This window comes from Ensifer sp. KUDG1 (genome assembly GCF_050434285.1).
Classification (GTDB): domain Bacteria; phylum Pseudomonadota; class Alphaproteobacteria; order Rhizobiales; family Rhizobiaceae; genus Ensifer.
Genome location: NZ_JBNDIG010000006.1, coordinates 230,483 through 247,485 on the forward strand (window position 1 = coordinate 230,483; position 17,003 = coordinate 247,485).

Annotated in this window: 15 protein-coding genes; 10 read left to right on the plus strand and 5 right to left on the minus strand. The window is 64.9% G+C overall.

Annotated elements, in window-relative coordinates; genetic code table 11:
* Positions 1 to 74 precede the first annotated feature (74 nt).
* Together M2267_RS17345 and M2267_RS17350 are read left to right on the plus strand one after the other, a co-directional pair.
* Complete coding sequence (locus tag M2267_RS17345; RefSeq protein WP_429115753.1) at positions 75 to 1,319, plus strand: Gfo/Idh/MocA family protein; 1,245 nt, start codon at positions 75 to 77, stop codon at positions 1,317 to 1,319.
* Between the two features lie 248 nt (positions 1,320 to 1,567).
* Positions 1,568 to 2,404, plus strand: a complete 837-nt coding sequence (locus M2267_RS17350) for a universal stress protein (protein ID WP_429115755.1) — start codon at positions 1,568 to 1,570, stop codon at positions 2,402 to 2,404.
* A 46-nt stretch (positions 2,405 to 2,450) separates the two neighbouring features.
* On the opposite strand, the gene M2267_RS17355 is transcribed toward M2267_RS17350, so the two are convergent.
* Positions 2,451 to 2,900 carry a pyridoxamine 5'-phosphate oxidase family protein gene (locus tag M2267_RS17355; protein WP_429115757.1) on the minus strand — a complete coding sequence of 150 codons (450 nt, stop codon included), beginning with the start codon at positions 2,898 to 2,900 and terminating at the stop codon, positions 2,451 to 2,453.
* A gap of 231 nt (positions 2,901 to 3,131) precedes the next feature.
* Here M2267_RS17355 and M2267_RS17360 point away from each other — a divergent pair, with 231 nt between their 5' ends.
* The 3 genes from M2267_RS17360 to M2267_RS17370 all read left to right on the plus strand — a co-directional run bounded on the left by M2267_RS17360 (position 3,132) and on the right by M2267_RS17370 (position 6,805).
* Complete coding sequence (locus M2267_RS17360) at positions 3,132 to 4,610, plus strand: SLC13 family permease (protein WP_429115759.1); 1,479 nt, start codon at positions 3,132 to 3,134, stop codon at positions 4,608 to 4,610.
* A gap of 173 nt (positions 4,611 to 4,783) precedes the next feature.
* Complete coding sequence (locus tag M2267_RS17365) at positions 4,784 to 5,956, plus strand: glycerate kinase family protein (protein WP_429115761.1); 1,173 nt, start codon at positions 4,784 to 4,786, stop codon at positions 5,954 to 5,956.
* 141 nt (positions 5,957 to 6,097) lie between these two features.
* Positions 6,098 to 6,805, plus strand: a complete 708-nt coding sequence (locus tag M2267_RS17370; RefSeq protein ID WP_429115763.1) for a class I SAM-dependent methyltransferase — start codon at positions 6,098 to 6,100, stop codon at positions 6,803 to 6,805.
* Positions 6,806 to 6,829: 24 nt separating this feature from the next.
* Here the strand turns inward: M2267_RS17370 and M2267_RS17375 are convergent, their stop codons facing one another.
* The gene (locus M2267_RS17375; protein WP_429115765.1) at positions 6,830 to 8,227 is read right to left on the minus strand and encodes a S8 family serine peptidase; all 1,398 of its coding nucleotides are present in this window, start codon (positions 8,225 to 8,227) and stop codon (positions 6,830 to 6,832) included.
* A 157-nt stretch (positions 8,228 to 8,384) separates the two neighbouring features.
* On the opposite strand from M2267_RS17375, the gene M2267_RS17380 reads away from it, so the two are divergent.
* The gene (locus tag M2267_RS17380; RefSeq protein ID WP_043621403.1) at positions 8,385 to 8,927 is read left to right on the plus strand and encodes an RNA polymerase sigma factor; all 543 of its coding nucleotides are present in this window, start codon (positions 8,385 to 8,387) and stop codon (positions 8,925 to 8,927) included.
* Positions 8,924 to 9,724: an anti-sigma factor family protein gene (locus M2267_RS17385; protein WP_043621405.1), complete on the plus strand. Its 801-nt coding sequence runs from the start codon at positions 8,924 to 8,926 to the stop codon at positions 9,722 to 9,724. Before M2267_RS17380 ends, M2267_RS17385 begins: the two co-directional genes overlap by 4 nt.
* 49 nt (positions 9,725 to 9,773) lie before the next feature.
* Here the strand turns inward: M2267_RS17385 and M2267_RS17390 are convergent, their stop codons facing one another.
* On the minus strand, positions 9,774 to 10,256 hold the full coding sequence (locus M2267_RS17390) for an Lrp/AsnC family transcriptional regulator (protein WP_043621407.1): 483 nt from the start codon (positions 10,254 to 10,256) through the stop codon (positions 9,774 to 9,776).
* A gap of 153 nt (positions 10,257 to 10,409) precedes the next feature.
* Between M2267_RS17390 and M2267_RS17395 the strand changes: the two genes are divergently transcribed.
* Genes M2267_RS17395 through M2267_RS17405 form a run of 3 tightly spaced genes read left to right on the plus strand, consistent with a single transcriptional unit; the run spans position 10,410 to position 14,074 of the window.
* Positions 10,410 to 11,615, plus strand: coding sequence for a diaminopropionate ammonia-lyase (locus tag M2267_RS17395; protein ID WP_043621409.1), 1,206 nt, complete (start codon positions 10,410 to 10,412; stop codon positions 11,613 to 11,615).
* 3 nt (positions 11,616 to 11,618) lie between these two features.
* Complete coding sequence (locus M2267_RS17400) at positions 11,619 to 12,794, plus strand: M20 aminoacylase family protein (protein ID WP_429115768.1); 1,176 nt, start codon at positions 11,619 to 11,621, stop codon at positions 12,792 to 12,794.
* 29 nt (positions 12,795 to 12,823) lie between these two features.
* Positions 12,824 to 14,074 carry a Zn-dependent hydrolase gene (locus M2267_RS17405; RefSeq protein WP_429115770.1) on the plus strand — a complete coding sequence of 417 codons (1,251 nt, stop codon included), beginning with the start codon at positions 12,824 to 12,826 and terminating at the stop codon, positions 14,072 to 14,074.
* Positions 14,075 to 14,297: 223 nt separating this feature from the next.
* On the opposite strand, the gene M2267_RS17410 is transcribed toward M2267_RS17405, so the two are convergent.
* Positions 14,298 to 14,807 carry a hypothetical protein gene (locus M2267_RS17410; protein WP_429115772.1) on the minus strand — a complete coding sequence of 170 codons (510 nt, stop codon included), beginning with the start codon at positions 14,805 to 14,807 and terminating at the stop codon, positions 14,298 to 14,300.
* Positions 14,808 to 15,179: 372 nt separating this feature from the next.
* Positions 15,180 to 17,003 carry a phosphomethylpyrimidine synthase ThiC gene (gene thiC, locus M2267_RS17415; RefSeq protein ID WP_429115774.1) on the minus strand — a complete coding sequence of 608 codons (1,824 nt, stop codon included), beginning with the start codon at positions 17,001 to 17,003 and terminating at the stop codon, positions 15,180 to 15,182.

Here is a 17,003-nt window from a genome sequence, read left to right on the forward strand (position 1 = left end):
TGGGACGAGGAAAGCCGCGTGCGGTTTTGCGCTTGCACCCCGCCGTTACCAAAATCGATCAATGGGAGAAGAGAATGACACAGCTACCGAAGCAGACGCTGCGCGTGGGTTTCGTCGGATCGGGCTTCATCGCCCATTTCCATCTGAAATCGATGATCGGCGTGCGCAATGTCGAGGTCACCGGCGTCTTCAGCCGCAAGGCGGAAAACCGGGAGAAATTTGCGAAAGAGGTCGAGGCCCTCGGTCTCGGCACCTGCCGCACGCATGAAAGCCTGGAAGCGCTGCTGACCGCCGACGATGTCGACGCCGTCTGGATCCTCTCGCCCAACTACACCCGCATCGACGTCATGCGTTCGCTGCACAAGGCGGTCAAGGACGGCCGCAGCAGGGTCTTCGCCGTTGCCTGCGAAAAACCGCTGGCGCGCACCGTGGCCGAAGCCCGCGAGATGCTGTCGCTTGCCGAAGATGCCGGCCTCAACCATGGCTATCTTGAAAACCAGGTTTTCTGCACGCCGGTGCTGCGCGGCAAGGAAATCATCTGGCGGCGTGCGGCGTCCACCACCGGCCGTCCCTATCTGGCGCGCGCGGCCGAGGAACATTCCGGCCCGCACGAGCCCTGGTTCTGGCAGGGCGACAAGCAGGGCGGCGGCGTGCTTTCGGACATGATGTGCCACAGCGTCGAGGTCGCGCGCTACCTGCTGACGGCACCCGGTGCGCCGCGCAATTCGCTGAAGATCAAGGCGGTAAACGGCACCGTCGCCAACCTCAAATGGACGCGTCCTCAGTATGCCGAACAACTGCGCAACCGCTTCGGCAACGAGGTCGATTATCGCAACCGGCCGTCCGAGGATTTCGCTCGCGCCACGGTGACGCTCGAAGACCAGGACGGCAACGAGCTGATGATCGAGGCGACCACCTCCTGGGCCTATGTCGGCGCTGGCTTACGCATCCAGCTCGAACTGCTCGGGCCGGAATATGCGCTCGAATACAATTCGCTCTCTACCGGCCTGAAGATCTTCATGTCGCGCGAGGTCAAGGGCTCGGAAGGCGAGGATCTCGTCGAGAAGCAGAATGCCGAGCAGGGCCTGATGCCGGTGCTCGAGGACGAGGCCGGCGTCTATGGCTACACGGATGAGAACCGCCATATGGTCGAGTGCTTCCGCAAGGGCGAAAAGCCGCTCGAAACCTTCGAGGACGGCCTTGCCGTGGTCGAGATGCTGATGGGTCTTTACCGGTCGGCAGAAATCAACGCGACGCTCAGCTTCCCGGCGCCGGAGCTCGAACATTACGTGCCAGTCGTCGCGCGTCGGGGTGTCTGACGACTGAAGTTCAGGGCCGCGCGGTCGAGACCGTGAGGCCGAGTTTGCGGAGCAATTGGGCGGCGGAGGCAATGATAGTCTTCGCCGGCCCGCCCGCAACGAGGGCGGTCGGCTTAGACGCCTGCGCGTAGAGCCCCCATAATTATACGCTTTCCTCCATGATCCCGGTTGACGGGGATCAATGTCGCCGGATGCGCAATTGCCTAGGCTGACTCAGTTCTTAGGTCCGGTCGCGAGGAGGAAACGCGATGACATACAAGACAATTCTCGCCGTGGTCGGCGTCGATCATTCCGCAGAGGATCTGCGTGCCGCGGCACAGGTCTGCGCTTCGGCAAACGCTCACCTCTCCCTGTTGATCGTCAAGCTTGCCGCTTCTCCGCCGATCGGCGATTTTGCCGCCGCCATCTCGATTGACTGGCTGAACGAACGTCAGCGCGAAGTCGACAAGCTCGAATCCTGCGTGGCGCGTGCAACCGACATTCTCACCCGGGAAGGCATCTCGTTCAGCGTCGAGACGAAATACACCGAAGCCGCCTGGGCGGATGACGAGATCGGCGAGCGCGCCCGCTATGCCGACCTGACGCTGGCCGGCGACGGCCTGATGCTGGACCCGGAGCTACGGTCGCGGACCATCGACGGGACGCTGTTCAACTCCGCCCGACCGGTCCTCGTCCTGCCTAAGGGCAAGCCGGCGCGGCTCGATCCGAAGACGGTCGTGCTTGCCTGGAACTCCCGGCTGGAAGCGGCCCGTGCCGTGCGTGAAGCGCTCGACCTTCTGAAGGGGGCCAAGACCGTGCACGTGACGATGGTCGACCCGCGGTCCTCCTCTGGCAAGAACGGCGAGGAACCGGGCGCCGATATCGCCGGTTACCTTGCCCGGCACGGCGTTTCGGTTTCCGTCGAGCGGCTGCCGAGCGGCGGGCATAGGGTCGATGACGTGATCAATCGGTTCGCGTCCGACGTGGCGGCCGATCTGATCGTCATGGGCGCCTATGGCCACTCCAGAATGCGCGAACGCGTCTTTGGTGGGGTCACCCGCTCGATGCTCGAAAACGCCGTGGTTCCCGTGCTCATGGCCCATTGATCGGCAGGGCCGGGCGCGCAGCCATCTGACTGCGCGCCGACGGCAATCAACCCACGGACGCTGCCCGTCCGGTCACCTCGTCGATCTCGATTTCGAAGAAGAGATGCGGCGAGGCGCCGGCAATTGCCTGGTCGCCAGGCTTCAGGCCGCCCGGTTCCCACCAGTTCACGCGCTGTTCGAGAAGCGCCCAGGCGTTCAAACGCTCGCGGTGCCATTGTTTCGTATCCGGCAGTTCTTGATAGCGGCCGTAGATGACGACGCTTCGCCAGTGCTGCCGGTCCGTTGCCGTGTCTAGCTGAATGCAGACGCGGGGATTGGCCCGCATCCAGTCGATCTTCTGCCCGGGCATCGAAAAGCCGTAGAGCCGGTTAGCGGCAAAAGCATATTGGAAGGGCACGACATAGGGCCGGCCATCCCGGGCGCATCCAAGACGAGCGATGTGGTTCTCGGCGACGAGGTCGATGCATTCCTGCCGCGACATTTCCCTGATCAACATGAAACTCTCCTTTTCAAAGAGGTCATCTGGCCACCAGTCTCTGCCGGTCCGGCGAACCGGCATTGATCTCGCTCAAACCGGGCCATCGGACGCGAAGTCGAAAAAATCTTCAGGCGCGCGGGAATAAACTTGCCGACACCGCGTTTGCCCTCCCACGAAATCAGCCTGATGGCTTGCGTGCGGCGCGGTTGCCGCGTGCGAGCGTCGGGCCAGCAAAAAGGGAGCGTAGCTATGACCATCAGCCCGGTGATCGCTTCGGAAAAAGACCTCGTCACCCTGAACGCGGCGGTTGCCGAACGCATCGACGGCCATATGCCGGTGAGCCAGGTGCGCCTGCTCGTCGGCGCGATGCTCGTCGCCTTTGCAGGCGTTCTGATCTTTCTCGCGGCTGACGGCCTGGCTCTGCCGATGCGGCTTTCGTTGATGGTGTTTGCGACGACGCTGATCTGCTGGACGATCTTCGACCTGCCGGAAACGCCGGTGGCGCTTGCCGGGGCGGCGGCCCTGGCCGTGACCGGTGCCGTCGGCGAGGAGGCGGTTTACGCCGCGCTCGGCAACGACATCGTCTGGCTGATGATGGCGGCATCGGTGATTGCGGCGGTGCTGCAGGCATCCGGTCTCGTCGAGCGGCTCGCCTTCCGGCTGCTCGCCCGTTTCCGCGACGTCAGCCGGTTGTTCTGGGTGGTGACGCTGACGATCTTCGTGACCGCTTTCGTCATTCCCTCGACCTCGGCACGGGCGGCCATTTTCATGCCCGTCTTCCTGGGGCTCGCCTCGACCATCGGCCGTCCCGGCATCACCCGCGCTTTGGCGCTGCTGTTTCCGTCGGTGATCCTGCTTTCGGCGGCTGCTTCGCTGACCGGTGCCGGCGCCCATCTCGTTGCCGTCGATTTCATTCGTCGCAGCGGTGGTGAAGCACCGGGCTTCCTCGGCTGGGCCTTGCTCGCAGCGCCCTTCGCGCTGCTGACGAGCCTGATTGCCTGCGGCCTGATCCTGCGTTTCTTCCTCGACGATGCCGATCGGAACTGGCGCCTCGACCTGCCGGCCGCACCGACAGAGAAACGCCCGTTCTCGGCGCGCGACAAGGCGATCCTCGCTGTCACCGCGGCGATCGTCGCCGCACTCGCGACCTCGGACCTGCACGGCATCGCGCTGCCGGTCGTCGCCCTCGTCGGCGCCCTGATCCTGGCGTCGGAAAAGATCTCCGGCATGCCGTTTCGCAAGGCGCTGAAAGGTGTGGAGTGGAACCTGCTTCTGTTTCTTGCCGGCACGCTCGTCATCGGCGAAGCGCTGCTGTCGACCGGAACGGCGACCGAGCTTGCCGATCGTCTGATCGGTGCTTTCGGCCAGATCGGCAAGCCGCCGGCGTGGCTGGTGGTGCTTCTTGCCATCGCGGTCGCGACCTTTGCCCATATCGTCATTGCCTCGCGAACGGCGCGGGCGACGGTGCTCATTCCGGCCGTGGCGCTGCCGCTGGCGGGCTTCGGGGTCAGCCCCGCCAGTCTCATCATGGTTACAGCCATAGGTGGTGGTTTCTGCCAGACGCTGATGGTTTCGGCCAAACCCGTGGCGTTGTTCGGAGGCATGGAACCACCGGCTTTCAGCCCTTCCGATCTGTTGCGTCTGGCCTTGATGCTGGCCCTCCCGTTCATCGCGCTGCTTGCCCTTTTCGCCCTTGTGATCTGGCCGGCAATCGGCTTGGCGACGTAACGATAAACGTCTGATATATAGACATTTTTTTGAGCCGAAGCGTCGTTCGCTTCGGCTCTTTTGTTTTTCTTTCCGCAAAAGAAAGAATTCTGCATTTCGGGCGGAATAAACGTCGCGAGCCGCCGTTTCTCCCTTGCATCCGCATTGTCACAAAAGTGCAAGGAGATTGTCACATGTCACTTACCATTCTGGTTGCACCGTCCGGTTTCAAGGAAAGCCTGTCGGCGGAAGAAGCTGCCGATTGCATCGAGAAGGGCGTGCTGCGCGCCTGCCCGAATGCCGAGGTTCTGAAGGTGCCCATGGTCGACGGCGGCGAAGGTTTCACCAAGGCGCTCGTCGCGATTACCGGCGGCAGCCTACATGAACTTGATGTCACCGGTCCGCTTGGCGAGCCCGTCGCCTCACATTTCGGTTTTCTCGGTGGGCAGTCCGAACGCACGGCCGTCATCGAAATGGCGGCGGCCGCCGGTCTGCGGCTGGTGCCGCGTGATCGCCGCAACCCCTGCATCACCACCAGCTACGGTGTCGGTGAACTGATCCGGGCGGCGCTCGACGCCGGTGCCCGCCGTATTCTGCTTGGCTGCGGCGACAGCGGCATCAACGATGGCGGCGCCGGCATGGCCGCGGCCTTGGGCGTGAAGCTGCTCGACAGCGATGGCAATCCGCTTGCGCCCGGCGGTGCGGCGCTTGCCTCGCTGGCAAGCGTCGACATGTCCGGTCGCGATCCGCGTCTTGCCGAGGTTCGCATCGACGCGGCCGTCAACTGGCATAATGTGCTGCTCGGCGAACGCGGCGTCGCCCGCGTCTTCGGTCCGCAGAAGGGCGCGACGCCGGAGCAGGTGGAGCTGCTCGCGGCAGCGATGGAGACCTATGCCGCGGCCATTCAGGCGACGACCGGCATCGCGGTCGGCGACGCACCGGGAGCGGGCGCGTCCGGCGGCCTCGGCGCGGCGGTCATGGGGCTGCTCGGCGGCGCTCTGCATCCGCGCTACGACATCGTCATGCGCTATCTCGATCTCGACAGCATGATCGGCAGGGCCGACCTGGTGATTACCGCCGAAGGCAGCCTTGACGGGCAGACGCCGTTCGGCAAGGTGCCGGCCGAGGTCGGCCACAGGGCCAAGGACGCAGGACGCCCGGTCATCGCGCTCGCCGGCACCATCGGCAAGGGCGTGACCCTCAACTTCGATCACGGCATCGATGCCTTCGCCTCGATCCTGAAGGCGCCGTGCACCCTCGACGACGCCATCAATGCAGCGCCGAAACTGCTGGTGCGTGCCGCGGAAGATGCCGTGCGCATGGTGCGCGTCGGCATGCTGCTGAACGAGCGTGGACTGGCTGCCTGATTGACGCATTGACCGGTCTGGCGGGATGGTGGCGCTGCCGCCTCCCGCCGGAACCGCACGGGTGGCTACCGTCACGCAATCGCCGAGATTGTCCTCTCAGTCTTCGCAAACGCAGGACGGATCACGAGGACCAAACGTCAAATGTCAAACGGATGGGAAGAGTCGGCGGCTGCCTGGATTTCCGGGCTGGGCGTCGAAGGGGATTTTGCGCGGCGATTCGTTCTCGATGCGCCCATGCTCGAACGGGCGCGGCAAAGCGGGGCAAGAACGGTCCTCGATGTCGGGTGCGGCGAGGGCCGGTTCTGCCGGCTGCTGACGGCGGAGGGGCTGAGCACGGTCGGCATCGATCCCGCCAGGTCGCTCGTTGGCCAGGCGAGACGCCTGCATCCGGATGGTGACTATCGCATCGCACAGGCCGAAGAATTGCCTTTCGCGGACGAGACCTTCGATCTCGTCGTTGCCTATCTCAGCCTCATCGACATTGCCGACCTGGAGGCGGCGGTCGGCGAGATGAACCGGGTTCTGCGCCCAGGCGGGCATCTGCTGATCGCAAACCTGACGAGCTTCTACAGCGCCAGCAACCCGACCGGCTGGCGCGATGGCGGCGATGGCAAGCGCAGCTTCACGATCGACCATTACATGGACGAACGGTCCGATTGGATCGGCTGGGGCAATCTTCGAGTGATGAACTGGCACCGGCCGCTCAGCACCTACATGTCGCTGTTGTTGGGAGCGGGCCTGCAGTTGCGCTATTTCGACGAACCGTTGCCGCGGGGCGGCGACCCGGAACAGACGGATTTCTTTCGAAGGGTTCCCTCGTTCCTGGTCATGGACTGGCAGAAGCCGTAGTTCCGTGCCGCTCGCTCGCCGGTGCTACGAGCGGCAGAGCTCGCGGGCGTTGAGAACGCCCCAGCCGAACACGGGATCCTTGCCCGGCGCACCAAGATCCTGCGTCGTCTCGGTGACGAGCTTTGCGACTTCTGCCGCCGAGAGATCAGGATGCGATGCCCGCAGGATGGCGGCGGCAGCCGTGACGAAGGGGGCGGCAAAGGAGGTGCCGGTTCGCGGCGCTGCCCCCTCGATCGATGCGGCCGTCCAGACGCGGGTGCCGAGTGCCGCGACATCGATATGGTCGCCCCGCCCGGCGCGGCGATAGGGCTTGAAATTGCGGTCGACGGCGGTGACCGCGATCATAGCCGGATAGGCGGCGGGATAGACGGGCTTTGCCCGCGGGCCGTCATTGCCAGCCGCCGCGACCTGGATGATGTTCCGCTCGGCGACAAGCGCGACGGTCTTTTCGAGCAGCAGGTTGTGCGGCCCGGAGAGGCTCATGTTGATGACCGTGACCTTGCGCGAGGCCAGGAGGTCGATGGCACGCACGAGATCGTAGGTCTCGGCGATATCGCTCTCCCCGCCCTTGCGCTGGAAGGCGTCGACGGCGATCAAATGGGCATTGCCGAGCAGCCCCGGCGCGCGACTGTCCTTCCGTCCGGCGATGAGGGCGGCAACCGCGGTCCCGTGCTGGCGCCCGGATTCCGGCGCCTCTTCCTCCGCCAACCTGACGATGTCGAGCTTGACGTCCTTGAGCGAGGGATGGGCGGGATTGATCGCCGTGTCGATCAACCCGATCGGGCCGGCGGCCGTGCAAGCCGCGCTGGCGTCCGGCCAGCCGATGGCGGTGCGAACGAGCGCGCAACCACCGTCGGCGCAGGGAGCCGGTGAGGCGGCGCCTTCGTTCGGATCGAAATAATGGTTGAGATCGGCGATCGCTCCGGGCGTCGCATCCGCGACCTGCCGGCGTGCGTCTTCGAGCGCCATGCCGCGGGGCGCGCCGAGCTTGACGATCTCTGTCGTCGAAAGCCCGAGCGGTTCTCGCGCGCGCACCGTGAAGCCGCTTTCCGTCAGACGCTGGACGGCCGCCTCGTCGAGGCCGAGCGCGATGATTTCGCCCGGCACGTGGGTCGCCCGGCGGGCCGGCGGACGCTGGCGCACGACACGTCGCTCGGGCGTTCCGCGGAAAAGGTCAAGCAGGTTGCCGCCGCCTCCGCCCCAACTGCCGCTCGAGCCGCGATCGCTAGAGCTGCGTGACGAGCCGCCACCACTGCCGCCATCGTCATCGTCGCCCCCATCGTCGTCGTCCGCCTGAGCCTGGCCGACCCAGGCAAAGCGAACGGCCGACTGGCCGTCGCTGCTGCCAAAGGAGAGGTCCCCCGCGCCCGCAGCCAGGCCGCACAACGACAGGACGGACATTCGAAACAGGCGGTTTTTCAAGGTTTTCTCCTTGTGCAACGGCATCCGAAAACGAAAGCTTACCGTGAATGAAAGGACCATAAGTGGTGACTTTCGGGTGTAGTTCCCATAACGCTCAACGGATGAATGGACAAATTATTCCACCGGGAACGAAGGGTTTTACCCAAAGAGGCGCCCGATGACGGACCCGACCATCGCCTTTGGTGAGCGGCTGGTTGCGTTTCTGCCGAACCTGCGCCGCTTTGCCATTTCGCTTTGCCGGTCGCGCGACGTGGCCGACGATCTGGTGCAGGCGGCCTGCGAAAAGGCGCTTGCCGGTTCGGACCGCTTCGAGGAAGGCACGCGCTTCGATGCCTGGATGTTCCGCATCCTGCGCAACCTCTGGATCGACCAGCTGCGCCGGCAGAAGACCGCCGGCCCGACGGAGGAGATCGAGGCTCAGGCCGAGCTCGCCGTTCCCTCCGGCGAGGCCGGGAGCGAGGCGCGCATGGCGCTGAAGAGCGTGGCGGCTGCGATCGACGGCCTGGTGCTCGAACAGCGGGAAGTTCTGATCCTCACCTGCGTCGAGGAGCTTTCCTACAAGGAGGCGGCCGAGGTTCTCGGCATTCCGATCGGAACCGTCATGAGCAGGCTGGCCCGGGCGCGTAAAAATCTTGCGGAGGCAACGGGAATAGAACCGCCGGTCGCGCGTTCACAGGACATGAGAGGCGGGACAAGATGAGCGACACGGAATTCAGCGATGAGATCTTGATGGCGTTCGCCGACGGCGAACTCGACGAGGAGACGATGCGTCGTGTCGAGGCGGCGCTGGAAGCGGACGACGAACTGATGGCGCGGATCGCGATGTTCATGGAAACGCGCGCCGCCGCAAGCGAGGCCCTGAAGCCGGTGCTCGACGAGCCGGTTCCGGACGAACTGGTTGCCAAGGTGCGAGCCATGGCGGCCGCGCAGAGCGACGCGCAACGCGCCGCGGATGCCCCTGCTACAGGCGGCGATAACGTCGTGGCCTTCCGGCGCCCTGCGGATCAGGCGGCGTTGCCGCACGCTGGTCCGTCGCGATTTCTGATGGCGATGGCAGCGTCGCTGCTGGTGATCGTCGGCGGCGCCGGCGGCTACCTGCTTCGTGGTGGCGGGTTGGCGGAGACCGGCGCCCTGCAGGTGGCCGGTACTGTCGGCCCCGCGCTCGCCGCCATCCTCGACAAGGCGGCTTCGGGGGACGAAGTCGCCGTTGGTGAAGGCCAGGGGACGGTCCGTCTGGTATCGGCATTCGAACTCGGCTCGGGGCAGCTCTGCCGCGAATACGAACTCGCCCGGCCCGGTGCGCCCGGCCTCGTTTCGGTCGCTTGCCGCAAGGCATCAACCTGGGAGACGCGGCTGGCCGTCGCCAGACCGGAAGGCGGAGACGGCTATGCACCGGCCTCCTCGCTTGAGACCGTCGATGCCTTCCTGACGTCGATCGGCGCCGGGCAGCCGCTCGATGCGGACGCCGAGAAGAAGGCGCTCGCCGGCACGAAGTAAACGGAGAATTCCAACGTCGGGCAATCGCTGCGCCGCTTCCGGACTCGTCCTAGAGCGGCACCGAAAGCCCGACCTTCACCGGATCCATCGTCACGAAGGTGCGGAAGCGCTTGATGTTCGCGTTGCCGAAGAACATGCGACGGGTGAAGGCCTCGTAATCGGCCATCGTCGGCACAATGACGACGAGCATGAAATCGACGTCGCCGGTGACGTAGTAGCACTGCTGCACCTCGGGTGCTGCGGTAAACGCCACTTTCGCCGCATCAAGCAGCGCGATCTGCTCGCTCTCGACCTCCACTTCGACGAGGATCGTCAGCGCCTGATTGACGCTGACCGGATCGACCAGGGCGACATTGGCGCGGATGACGCCGGTTTCCTCCATGCGCTTGATCCGTCGCTGCACGGCGGGCGCCGACAGATTGACCGCCTCGCCGATCTGGCGTTGCGGCGTCGTGTTGTCCTTCTGCAGGATGGCGAGAATCGCAAGATCGAAGCGATCCAGTTCGACCTGTGGCTTTTTCGACGGGGCCATAGTGCCTTTCGGTTCCTGCTCTCCGGGCGCCGAAGGTGGAACCCCACGTCACGGCACCCCATTCGCTTTACAAACTTGCATCCGCGCCGGCTATTTAGAGCGCATTTCTCGGCAGCGATGAAATAGATTTTCGCCGTCTACGGAGATTGCACCATGTTTCTTGCCAACACCCATGCCGATTTCGGCCACCCGCTACTGCCCGCGGATGCCGACATGCTGTCGCTTGCCGCCGCCGCCCGTGTCGAACAGCAGCTTGCGCGGCGCCCCGACCATCGGCCGACGCCGCTTCAAGCCCTGCCCGCTTTGGCGGACGAACTCGGTATCGCCGGCGTCTTCATCAAGGACGAAGGCCATCGCCTGGGTCTCGGCAGTTTCAAGGCGCTTGGTGGCTCCTATGCGGTGATCCGGCTGGTGCTCGAAGAGGCGGAACGTCGCCTCGGGCGCAGCGTCGATCTCGACGACCTGGAAAAGCCCGAGGTTCGGGCGATCGCCACCGCCTTGACCTTCGGCTGCGCCACCGATGGCAATCACGGCCGCTCGGTCGCCATGGGCGCTCGGCTGGTCGGCGCGAAATCGGTGATCTTCGTGCACGGAGGCGTCAGTGAGAAGCGCATCGAGGCGATCGCGGCCTATGGTGCGGAGATCGTCCGCGTTGCCGGGACCTATGACGATTCGGTCCGCGAGGCCGCACGCGTCTGTGACGAAAATGGCTGGACGGTCGTCTCGGACACCACCTGGCCCGGCTACGAGTACATTCCCGGCCTGGTGATGCAGGGCTATACGGCGCTGCTGAACGAGGCGCTGCGGCAGATGGAAGAGCCGCCGACCCACGTGTTCGTGCAGGCGGGCGTCGGCGGCATTGCCGCTGCCACGGCTGGGCATCTGGCGCTGCGCTATGGCGCGCAGCGTCCCCGTTTCGTCGTCGTCGATCCGGCGCGCGCCGCCTGCCTCTACGAAAGCGTCAGGGCCGGCCATCCGGTCAAGGTGGCGCATGGCGAGGCGACGATCATGGCCATGCTCGAATGCTACGAGCCGTCGCTCGTCGCCTGGCGTATCCTGTCACGTGTCGCCGATGCGTTCATGACCGTCGACGAGGAGGATGCCGTTTCGGTGATGAACCGGCTGGCGCGGCCCGCAGGCTCTGATCCAGCGATCGTGTCCGGCGAAAGCGGCGGCGTCGGCCTGGCCGGATTGCTGTCGGTTGCCCGTGATCCGGCGCTGCGCGACGCGCTCGGATTGACGGCCCAATCGCGCGTCTTCGTCATCAATACCGAGGGCGCGACCGACCCCGAGCGTTATGCCGCCCTCGTCGGCTTGTCGCCCGAGGCCGTCGCAAACACATCGAACGAGAGGAACTGAGCCATGGCGGGAATGGATTTCGACCGGCTTGTGAAGGACATGACCGCCTGGCGCCGCGACCTGCACGCGCGCCCGGAATTCGGCTTCGAGGAACAGCGCACCTCATCCTTCGTTGCGGCAAAGCTCAGGGAATTCGGGCTCGACGAGGTGGTGGAGGGGGTCGGAGGTACCGGTGTCGTCGGTCGGCTGAAACGCGGCAGCGGCAACCGCGCGATCGCGCTACGGGCCGACATGGATGCGCTCAGGATACCGGAGCAGGGAGAACTTCCCTATCGCTCGACGAAGCCGGGCACCATGCATGCCTGCGGCCATGACGGTCACACGGCCATGCTGCTCGGCGCCGCCAAGATGCTCGCCGAAGATGGCGGCTTCGACGGCACTGCCTGTTTCATTTTCCAGCCTGCCGAGGAGTGGGGCAAGGGCGCGCTCGCGATGCTCGACGACGGGCTGATGGAGCGCTTTCCCTTCGACGAAATCTACGGCCTGCACAATATGCCCGGGTTGCCGGTCGGCCGTTTCGAGACCCGGGTCGGCGCGATCATGTCGGCGGAGGACAATTTCGAGATTGTGCTGAAGGGCGTCGGCGGGCACGCGGCGCGGCCGCACTGGGGCAATGAAACGTTGGTTGCCGCCTGCGCCACCGTCGTCAATCTGCAGACGATCGTCTCGCGCCGCCTGTCGCCGACGGATATCGGCGTTGTCTCTGTCACCGAGCTTTTGACCGATGGCACGCGCAACGCGCTACCCGGTCTCGCCCGCATCCTCGGCGATGCCCGCAGCTTCCGCCCGGAGGTCAGTGCCAAGATCGAAACGGAGATGCGGGTGATCGCCAAAGGAACGGCGGATGCCTACGGCTGCGCGGTCGAGGTCAGCTACACCCGCGAGTTCGTTCCGTTGATCAACGATGCGGCCCTGACCGGCCACGCCTTTGCCGCAGCGGAAACGGTGTTCGGTGCTGCGAATGTCGCGACGGCCGCCGAGCCGATGACCGGCTCGGAGGATTTCGCGCGCTTCCTCGAGCACGTGCCGGGTTGTTTCGTCTTCATCGGCAATGGCGAGGCGTCGGCGCCGCTGCACAATCCGCGTTACGACTTCAACGACGACGCCCTGATCTTCGGCGCGCGTTATCACGCCGAGATTGTTCGGCAGAGACTGGCGCCCACCGAAAGCCGGCCATGAACCGAAATCCGCATGAAAGCAGGACTAACATGTCATTTCCTTCCATCGACGTCGCGCGCCTGATCGAGCGGCTCCGTGAACTCGGCGACATCGGTCGCGATGCGGAGGGGCGATTGACTCGGCTCGCCGGCTCCGACAACGACAAGGTCGGTCGCGATCGCCTCGTGGCGTGGATCGAGGCGGCCGGGCTCGACGTTGCCGTCGACCGTATCGGCAACATCTTCGGCATCTGGCGCGACGACGCGAACGGGGGCGAAGCGCCTGTTTTGCTCGGCTCGCACATTGATACGGTCATCAATGCCGGCATCTATGACGGTTGCTACGGCGTGCTTGCCGGATTGGAAGTGATCGAGACGCTGAAGAGCAATGGTGCGACGCCGGCCCGGCCGATCGTCATTGCCGCCTTCACCAACGAGGAGGGCGTGCGGTTTGCGCCCGACATGCTCGGCTCGCTCGTCTATGCCGGCGGTCTGCCGCTGGAGACGGCGCTTGCGACCATCGGCACGGATGGCTCGTTGCTGGGCGAAGAACTCGAGCGGATTGGCTATGCCGGTACCGTCGAGCCGGGTTTCCTCACTCCCCACGCCTATGTCGAGCTCCATATCGAGCAGGGGCCGGTGCTGCAGCGCGAGGGCTTTGCGATCGGTGCGGTCGAGAACCTGCAGGGCATCTCCTGGCAGCGGGTGACGATCGATGGCGTCGCCAACCACGCCGGCACGACACCGATGGCGATGCGTTCCGACGCCGGTCTCGCCGCCGCCCGGGTTGGCCTGTTCCTGCGCGAACTTATTGCCCGGTCGAACGCGCCGAGTGTCGCGACCATCGGCACCATGCGTTTCGAACCCGACGCGATCAACGTCATCCCGTCGCGTGCCACCTTCACCGTCGATCTGCGCGATCCGGACGAAGAACGGCTGCAGGCGCTCGAAACGGCGCTTGCGGACTTCCTTGTCCGTATCGCCGAGGAAGAGGGGGTGACGATCGCCGTTGAGAGGCTTGCACGCTTCCAGCCGGTGGTCTTCGATCAGGGCATCGTCGCAGCGATCGAGGCTTCGGCCAGCGCGCGAGGCCTCAAGAGCCGGCGCATGACCTCGGGCGCCGGCCATGATGCCCAGATGATCGCCCGCATCGCGCCGACGGCGATGATCTTCGTGCCGAGCCGCGACGGCATCAGCCACAACCCGCGCGAACACACGGAGCCGGACGAGCTCGTCGCCGGCGCCAATGTGTTGCTCGATGTGGTCGAGCGGATTGCTTGCAGCGGCCGGAACGGCAGTTAGGAAGATTCACGACGAGAACGATGAGGCTCTCTATCCATAGCTCCGTCGCCTCACTCAGGCAGGTCGCGATCGGGATAGACGTATCTCGAACGTAAAATTCTGACGTCCGTTGATCTGTTCTCGCGCGTCAGAAGCCGTTCCTGCACGCACATCCGAAGTCCGGTTTCGAGAAAGAGCGCAGGCCCGCCTTCGTTGCGACGAACTTGACCTCTCTTCAGGGCTCTCAATTCGTGTGAATGGTCTTCTGCCGGGCAGACGATTGAGGCTGGCTCCCTTCGCCGCGCCGTTCCGGCGTCTGGCGGAACAGGTTCAGGAAACTGCTGCCGCCGTGCCAAGTGCTGCCGCCAGGTCCGTAATCCCGCGAGTCACGCATCGATGAGTGGGGCTCGCTGTGGCTGTTGCGGTCGATGACGGCAGCACCTCCGCCGCCTGCGCCGGTACCGCCGGGCTCAAGGCCGGGCTCAGGGCCTGCGCCGCTACCGTCGCCGGAGCCCCAGTTGCCGCCACTCCCGTCACCGCCACCCTCGGTGCCGCCGCTCCCGACGTTTTCGCCGCCTTGGTCGCCGCCGCCCGGAGCACCTTCACCATTCCCGCCGCCGGTATTGGCGTCGTCCGCATGGGCGGCGGAAATCCAGGAAAGGCCCGCGGTAAAGCTCCCATCGCGCGACAGGTCGCCTGCGAATGCAAGGACCCCGATGGACAGGGCCGTCAGTCTCAGCAGGCGTGTCCTCAAGTCTTTCTCCTTGTGCGAACGGCGTTGTTGCGTCGTTCTGCAACACCTTCTGCGCGTCATAGGACTGCAGCGCGTCGCGAATGAATTTCGGCGACAGCGACTTTTGCGAGTGCCTTGCATACCGTTCAATCGACGCGGGGACAAGCTATTCGGGTGCCGCGCAAGGTGCGGGCCCATGGCGGTGGCCGCAACACGCCGATGATCGCGGGTTCGACAGGGGGGGCGCGTTCGCCGATTGGGCGGGTCGGTAGCGCGCCTCCCACTCTGGTCAAACCCGAACATGAAGAAGGAGGAGGAGACCGTTGGCGAACACCGGGAGATCCTGAGCGAATTGAAGGGGCCGTGACCGGCCCCTTCAGTGGGCTTTGGCGCCTACTTGGCCGCGCCAGCCGCCTCTTCCACCGGCATGTAGAGGTCGCCGCCCTCGCGGTACTTCGCAGCCATCGCCTCCAGCCCTTCCTTCTGCGCCTCGGCACGGATGTCGTGCGAGATCCGCATCGAGCAGAATTTGGGCCCGCACATCGAGCAGAAATGCGCGACCTTGTGGGCCTCCTTCGGCAAGGTCTCGTCGTGGAAGTTTCGGGCCGTCTCTGGGTCGAGCGAGAGGTTGAACTGGTCCTCCCAGCGGAACTCGAAGCGGGCGCGCGACAGCGCGTCGTCGCGCACCTGGGCGGCCGGATGGCCCTTGGCGAGATCGGCGGCATGGGCGGCGATCTTGTATGTGATGACCCCCACTTTCACGTCGTTGCGGTCAGGCAGACCCAGATGCTCCTTCGGCGTCACGTAGCAGAGCATGGCGGTGCCGAACCAGCCGATCATCGCCGCACCGATACCCGACGTGATGTGGTCGTAGCCGGGTGCGATGTCCGTCGTCAGCGGTCCGAGCGTGTAGAACGGCGCCTCGCCGCAGACGGCCAGTTGCTTGTCCATGTTTTCCTTGATCTTGTGCATCGGCACGTGACCTGGGCCCTCGATCATGACCTGACAATCCTTGGCCCAGGCGATCTTGGTGAGCTCGCCGAGCGTTTCGAGTTCGGCGAATTGTGCCGCGTCGTTGGCATCGGCGATCGAGCCGGGGCGCAGGCCGTCGCCGAGCGAGAAGGAGACGTCATAGGCGCGGCAGATGTCGCAGATTTCCTCGAAATGCTCGTAGAGGAAACTCTCACGATGATGATGCAGACACCACTTGGCCATGATCGAGCCGCCGCGCGAAACGATGCCGGTGACGCGGTCGACGGTGAGCGGGATGTAGTGCAGCCGCACGCCGGCATGGATGGTGAAATAGTCGACACCCTGTTCGGCCTGCTCGATCAGCGTGTCGCGATAGACTTCCCAGGTGAGGTCCTCGGCAATGCCGTTGACCTTTTCCAGCGCCTGGTAGAGCGGCACGGTGCCGATCGGAACCGGCGAGTTGCGGATGATCCATTCGCGGATGTTGTGGATGTTGCGGCCTGTCGAGAGGTCCATGACCGTGTCGGCACCCCAGCGCGTCGCCCAGACCATCTTCTCGACTTCCTCGGCCATCGACGAGGTGACGGCGGAGTTGCCGATATTGGCGTTGATCTTCACCAGGAAGTTCCGGCCGATGATCATCGGTTCGGATTCCGGATGGTTGATGTTGGCGGGCAGGATCGCGCGGCCGCTGGCGATTTCCTGGCGTACGAATTCCGGCGTCACGTGATCGGGAACGTGGGCGCCGAAGCTTTCGCCGTCGCGGACTTTCGCGCGCGCCGCGTCGCGGCCGAGGTTCTCGCGGATCGCCACGAACTCCATCTCCGGCGTGATGATGCCGGCGCGGGCATAGGCAAGCTGCGTCACTGCCCGGCCACCCGTGGCCTTCAGCGGCGCATGCTGGAACGGGAAGGTTGGCGTCAGGCGGTCGCCACTCACAAAGCCGTTGTCTTCGGGACGAACCGTTCGTCCCTCATAGGTCTCGACATCGCCGCGGTCGACGATCCAGTTGCGGCGCAGCCGCGGCAGGCCGTCCTCGATGCGGATCTCGGCACCGTCGGCGGTATAGGCGCCGGAGGAGTCATAGACCGTGACCGGTTGCTCGCCCGAGGTCGGGTGCAGAGCAATCTCGCGCATCGGCACGCGAATATCCGGATGAAGAACGCCCGGCTTGTGGATCTTTCGGGAGGCCGGAAGCGGGCCTTGCGTGACCGTGAGGGCTGCGGGTTTGGTGGCAATATTCAT

What these genes read in the sequence shown, in the direction of transcription:
- M2267_RS17395 (WP_043621409.1), top strand. Translation starts at nt 10,410, where the DNA reads ATGTTTCTTGCCAACACCCATGCCGATTTCGGCCACCCGCTACTGCCC.
- M2267_RS17355 (WP_429115757.1), bottom strand. Translation starts at nt 2,900, where the DNA reads ATGTTGATCAGGGAAATGTCGCGGCAGGAATGCATCGACCTCGTCGCC.
- M2267_RS17405 (WP_429115770.1), top strand. Translation starts at nt 12,824, where the DNA reads ATGTCATTTCCTTCCATCGACGTCGCGCGCCTGATCGAGCGGCTCCGT.
- M2267_RS17360 (WP_429115759.1), top strand. Translation starts at nt 3,132, where the DNA reads ATGACCATCAGCCCGGTGATCGCTTCGGAAAAAGACCTCGTCACCCTG.
- thiC (WP_429115774.1), bottom strand. Translation starts at nt 17,003, where the DNA reads ATGAATATTGCCACCAAACCCGCAGCCCTCACGGTCACGCAAGGCCCG.
- M2267_RS17345 (WP_429115753.1), top strand. Translation starts at nt 75, where the DNA reads ATGACACAGCTACCGAAGCAGACGCTGCGCGTGGGTTTCGTCGGATCG.
- M2267_RS17380 (WP_043621403.1), top strand. Translation starts at nt 8,385, where the DNA reads ATGACGGACCCGACCATCGCCTTTGGTGAGCGGCTGGTTGCGTTTCTG.
- M2267_RS17370 (WP_429115763.1), top strand. Translation starts at nt 6,098, where the DNA reads ATGTCAAACGGATGGGAAGAGTCGGCGGCTGCCTGGATTTCCGGGCTG.
- M2267_RS17390 (WP_043621407.1), bottom strand. Translation starts at nt 10,256, where the DNA reads ATGGCCCCGTCGAAAAAGCCACAGGTCGAACTGGATCGCTTCGATCTT.
- M2267_RS17350 (WP_429115755.1), top strand. Translation starts at nt 1,568, where the DNA reads ATGACATACAAGACAATTCTCGCCGTGGTCGGCGTCGATCATTCCGCA.
- M2267_RS17365 (WP_429115761.1), top strand. Translation starts at nt 4,784, where the DNA reads ATGTCACTTACCATTCTGGTTGCACCGTCCGGTTTCAAGGAAAGCCTG.
- M2267_RS17385 (WP_043621405.1), top strand. Translation starts at nt 8,924, where the DNA reads ATGAGCGACACGGAATTCAGCGATGAGATCTTGATGGCGTTCGCCGAC.
- M2267_RS17400 (WP_429115768.1), top strand. Translation starts at nt 11,619, where the DNA reads ATGGCGGGAATGGATTTCGACCGGCTTGTGAAGGACATGACCGCCTGG.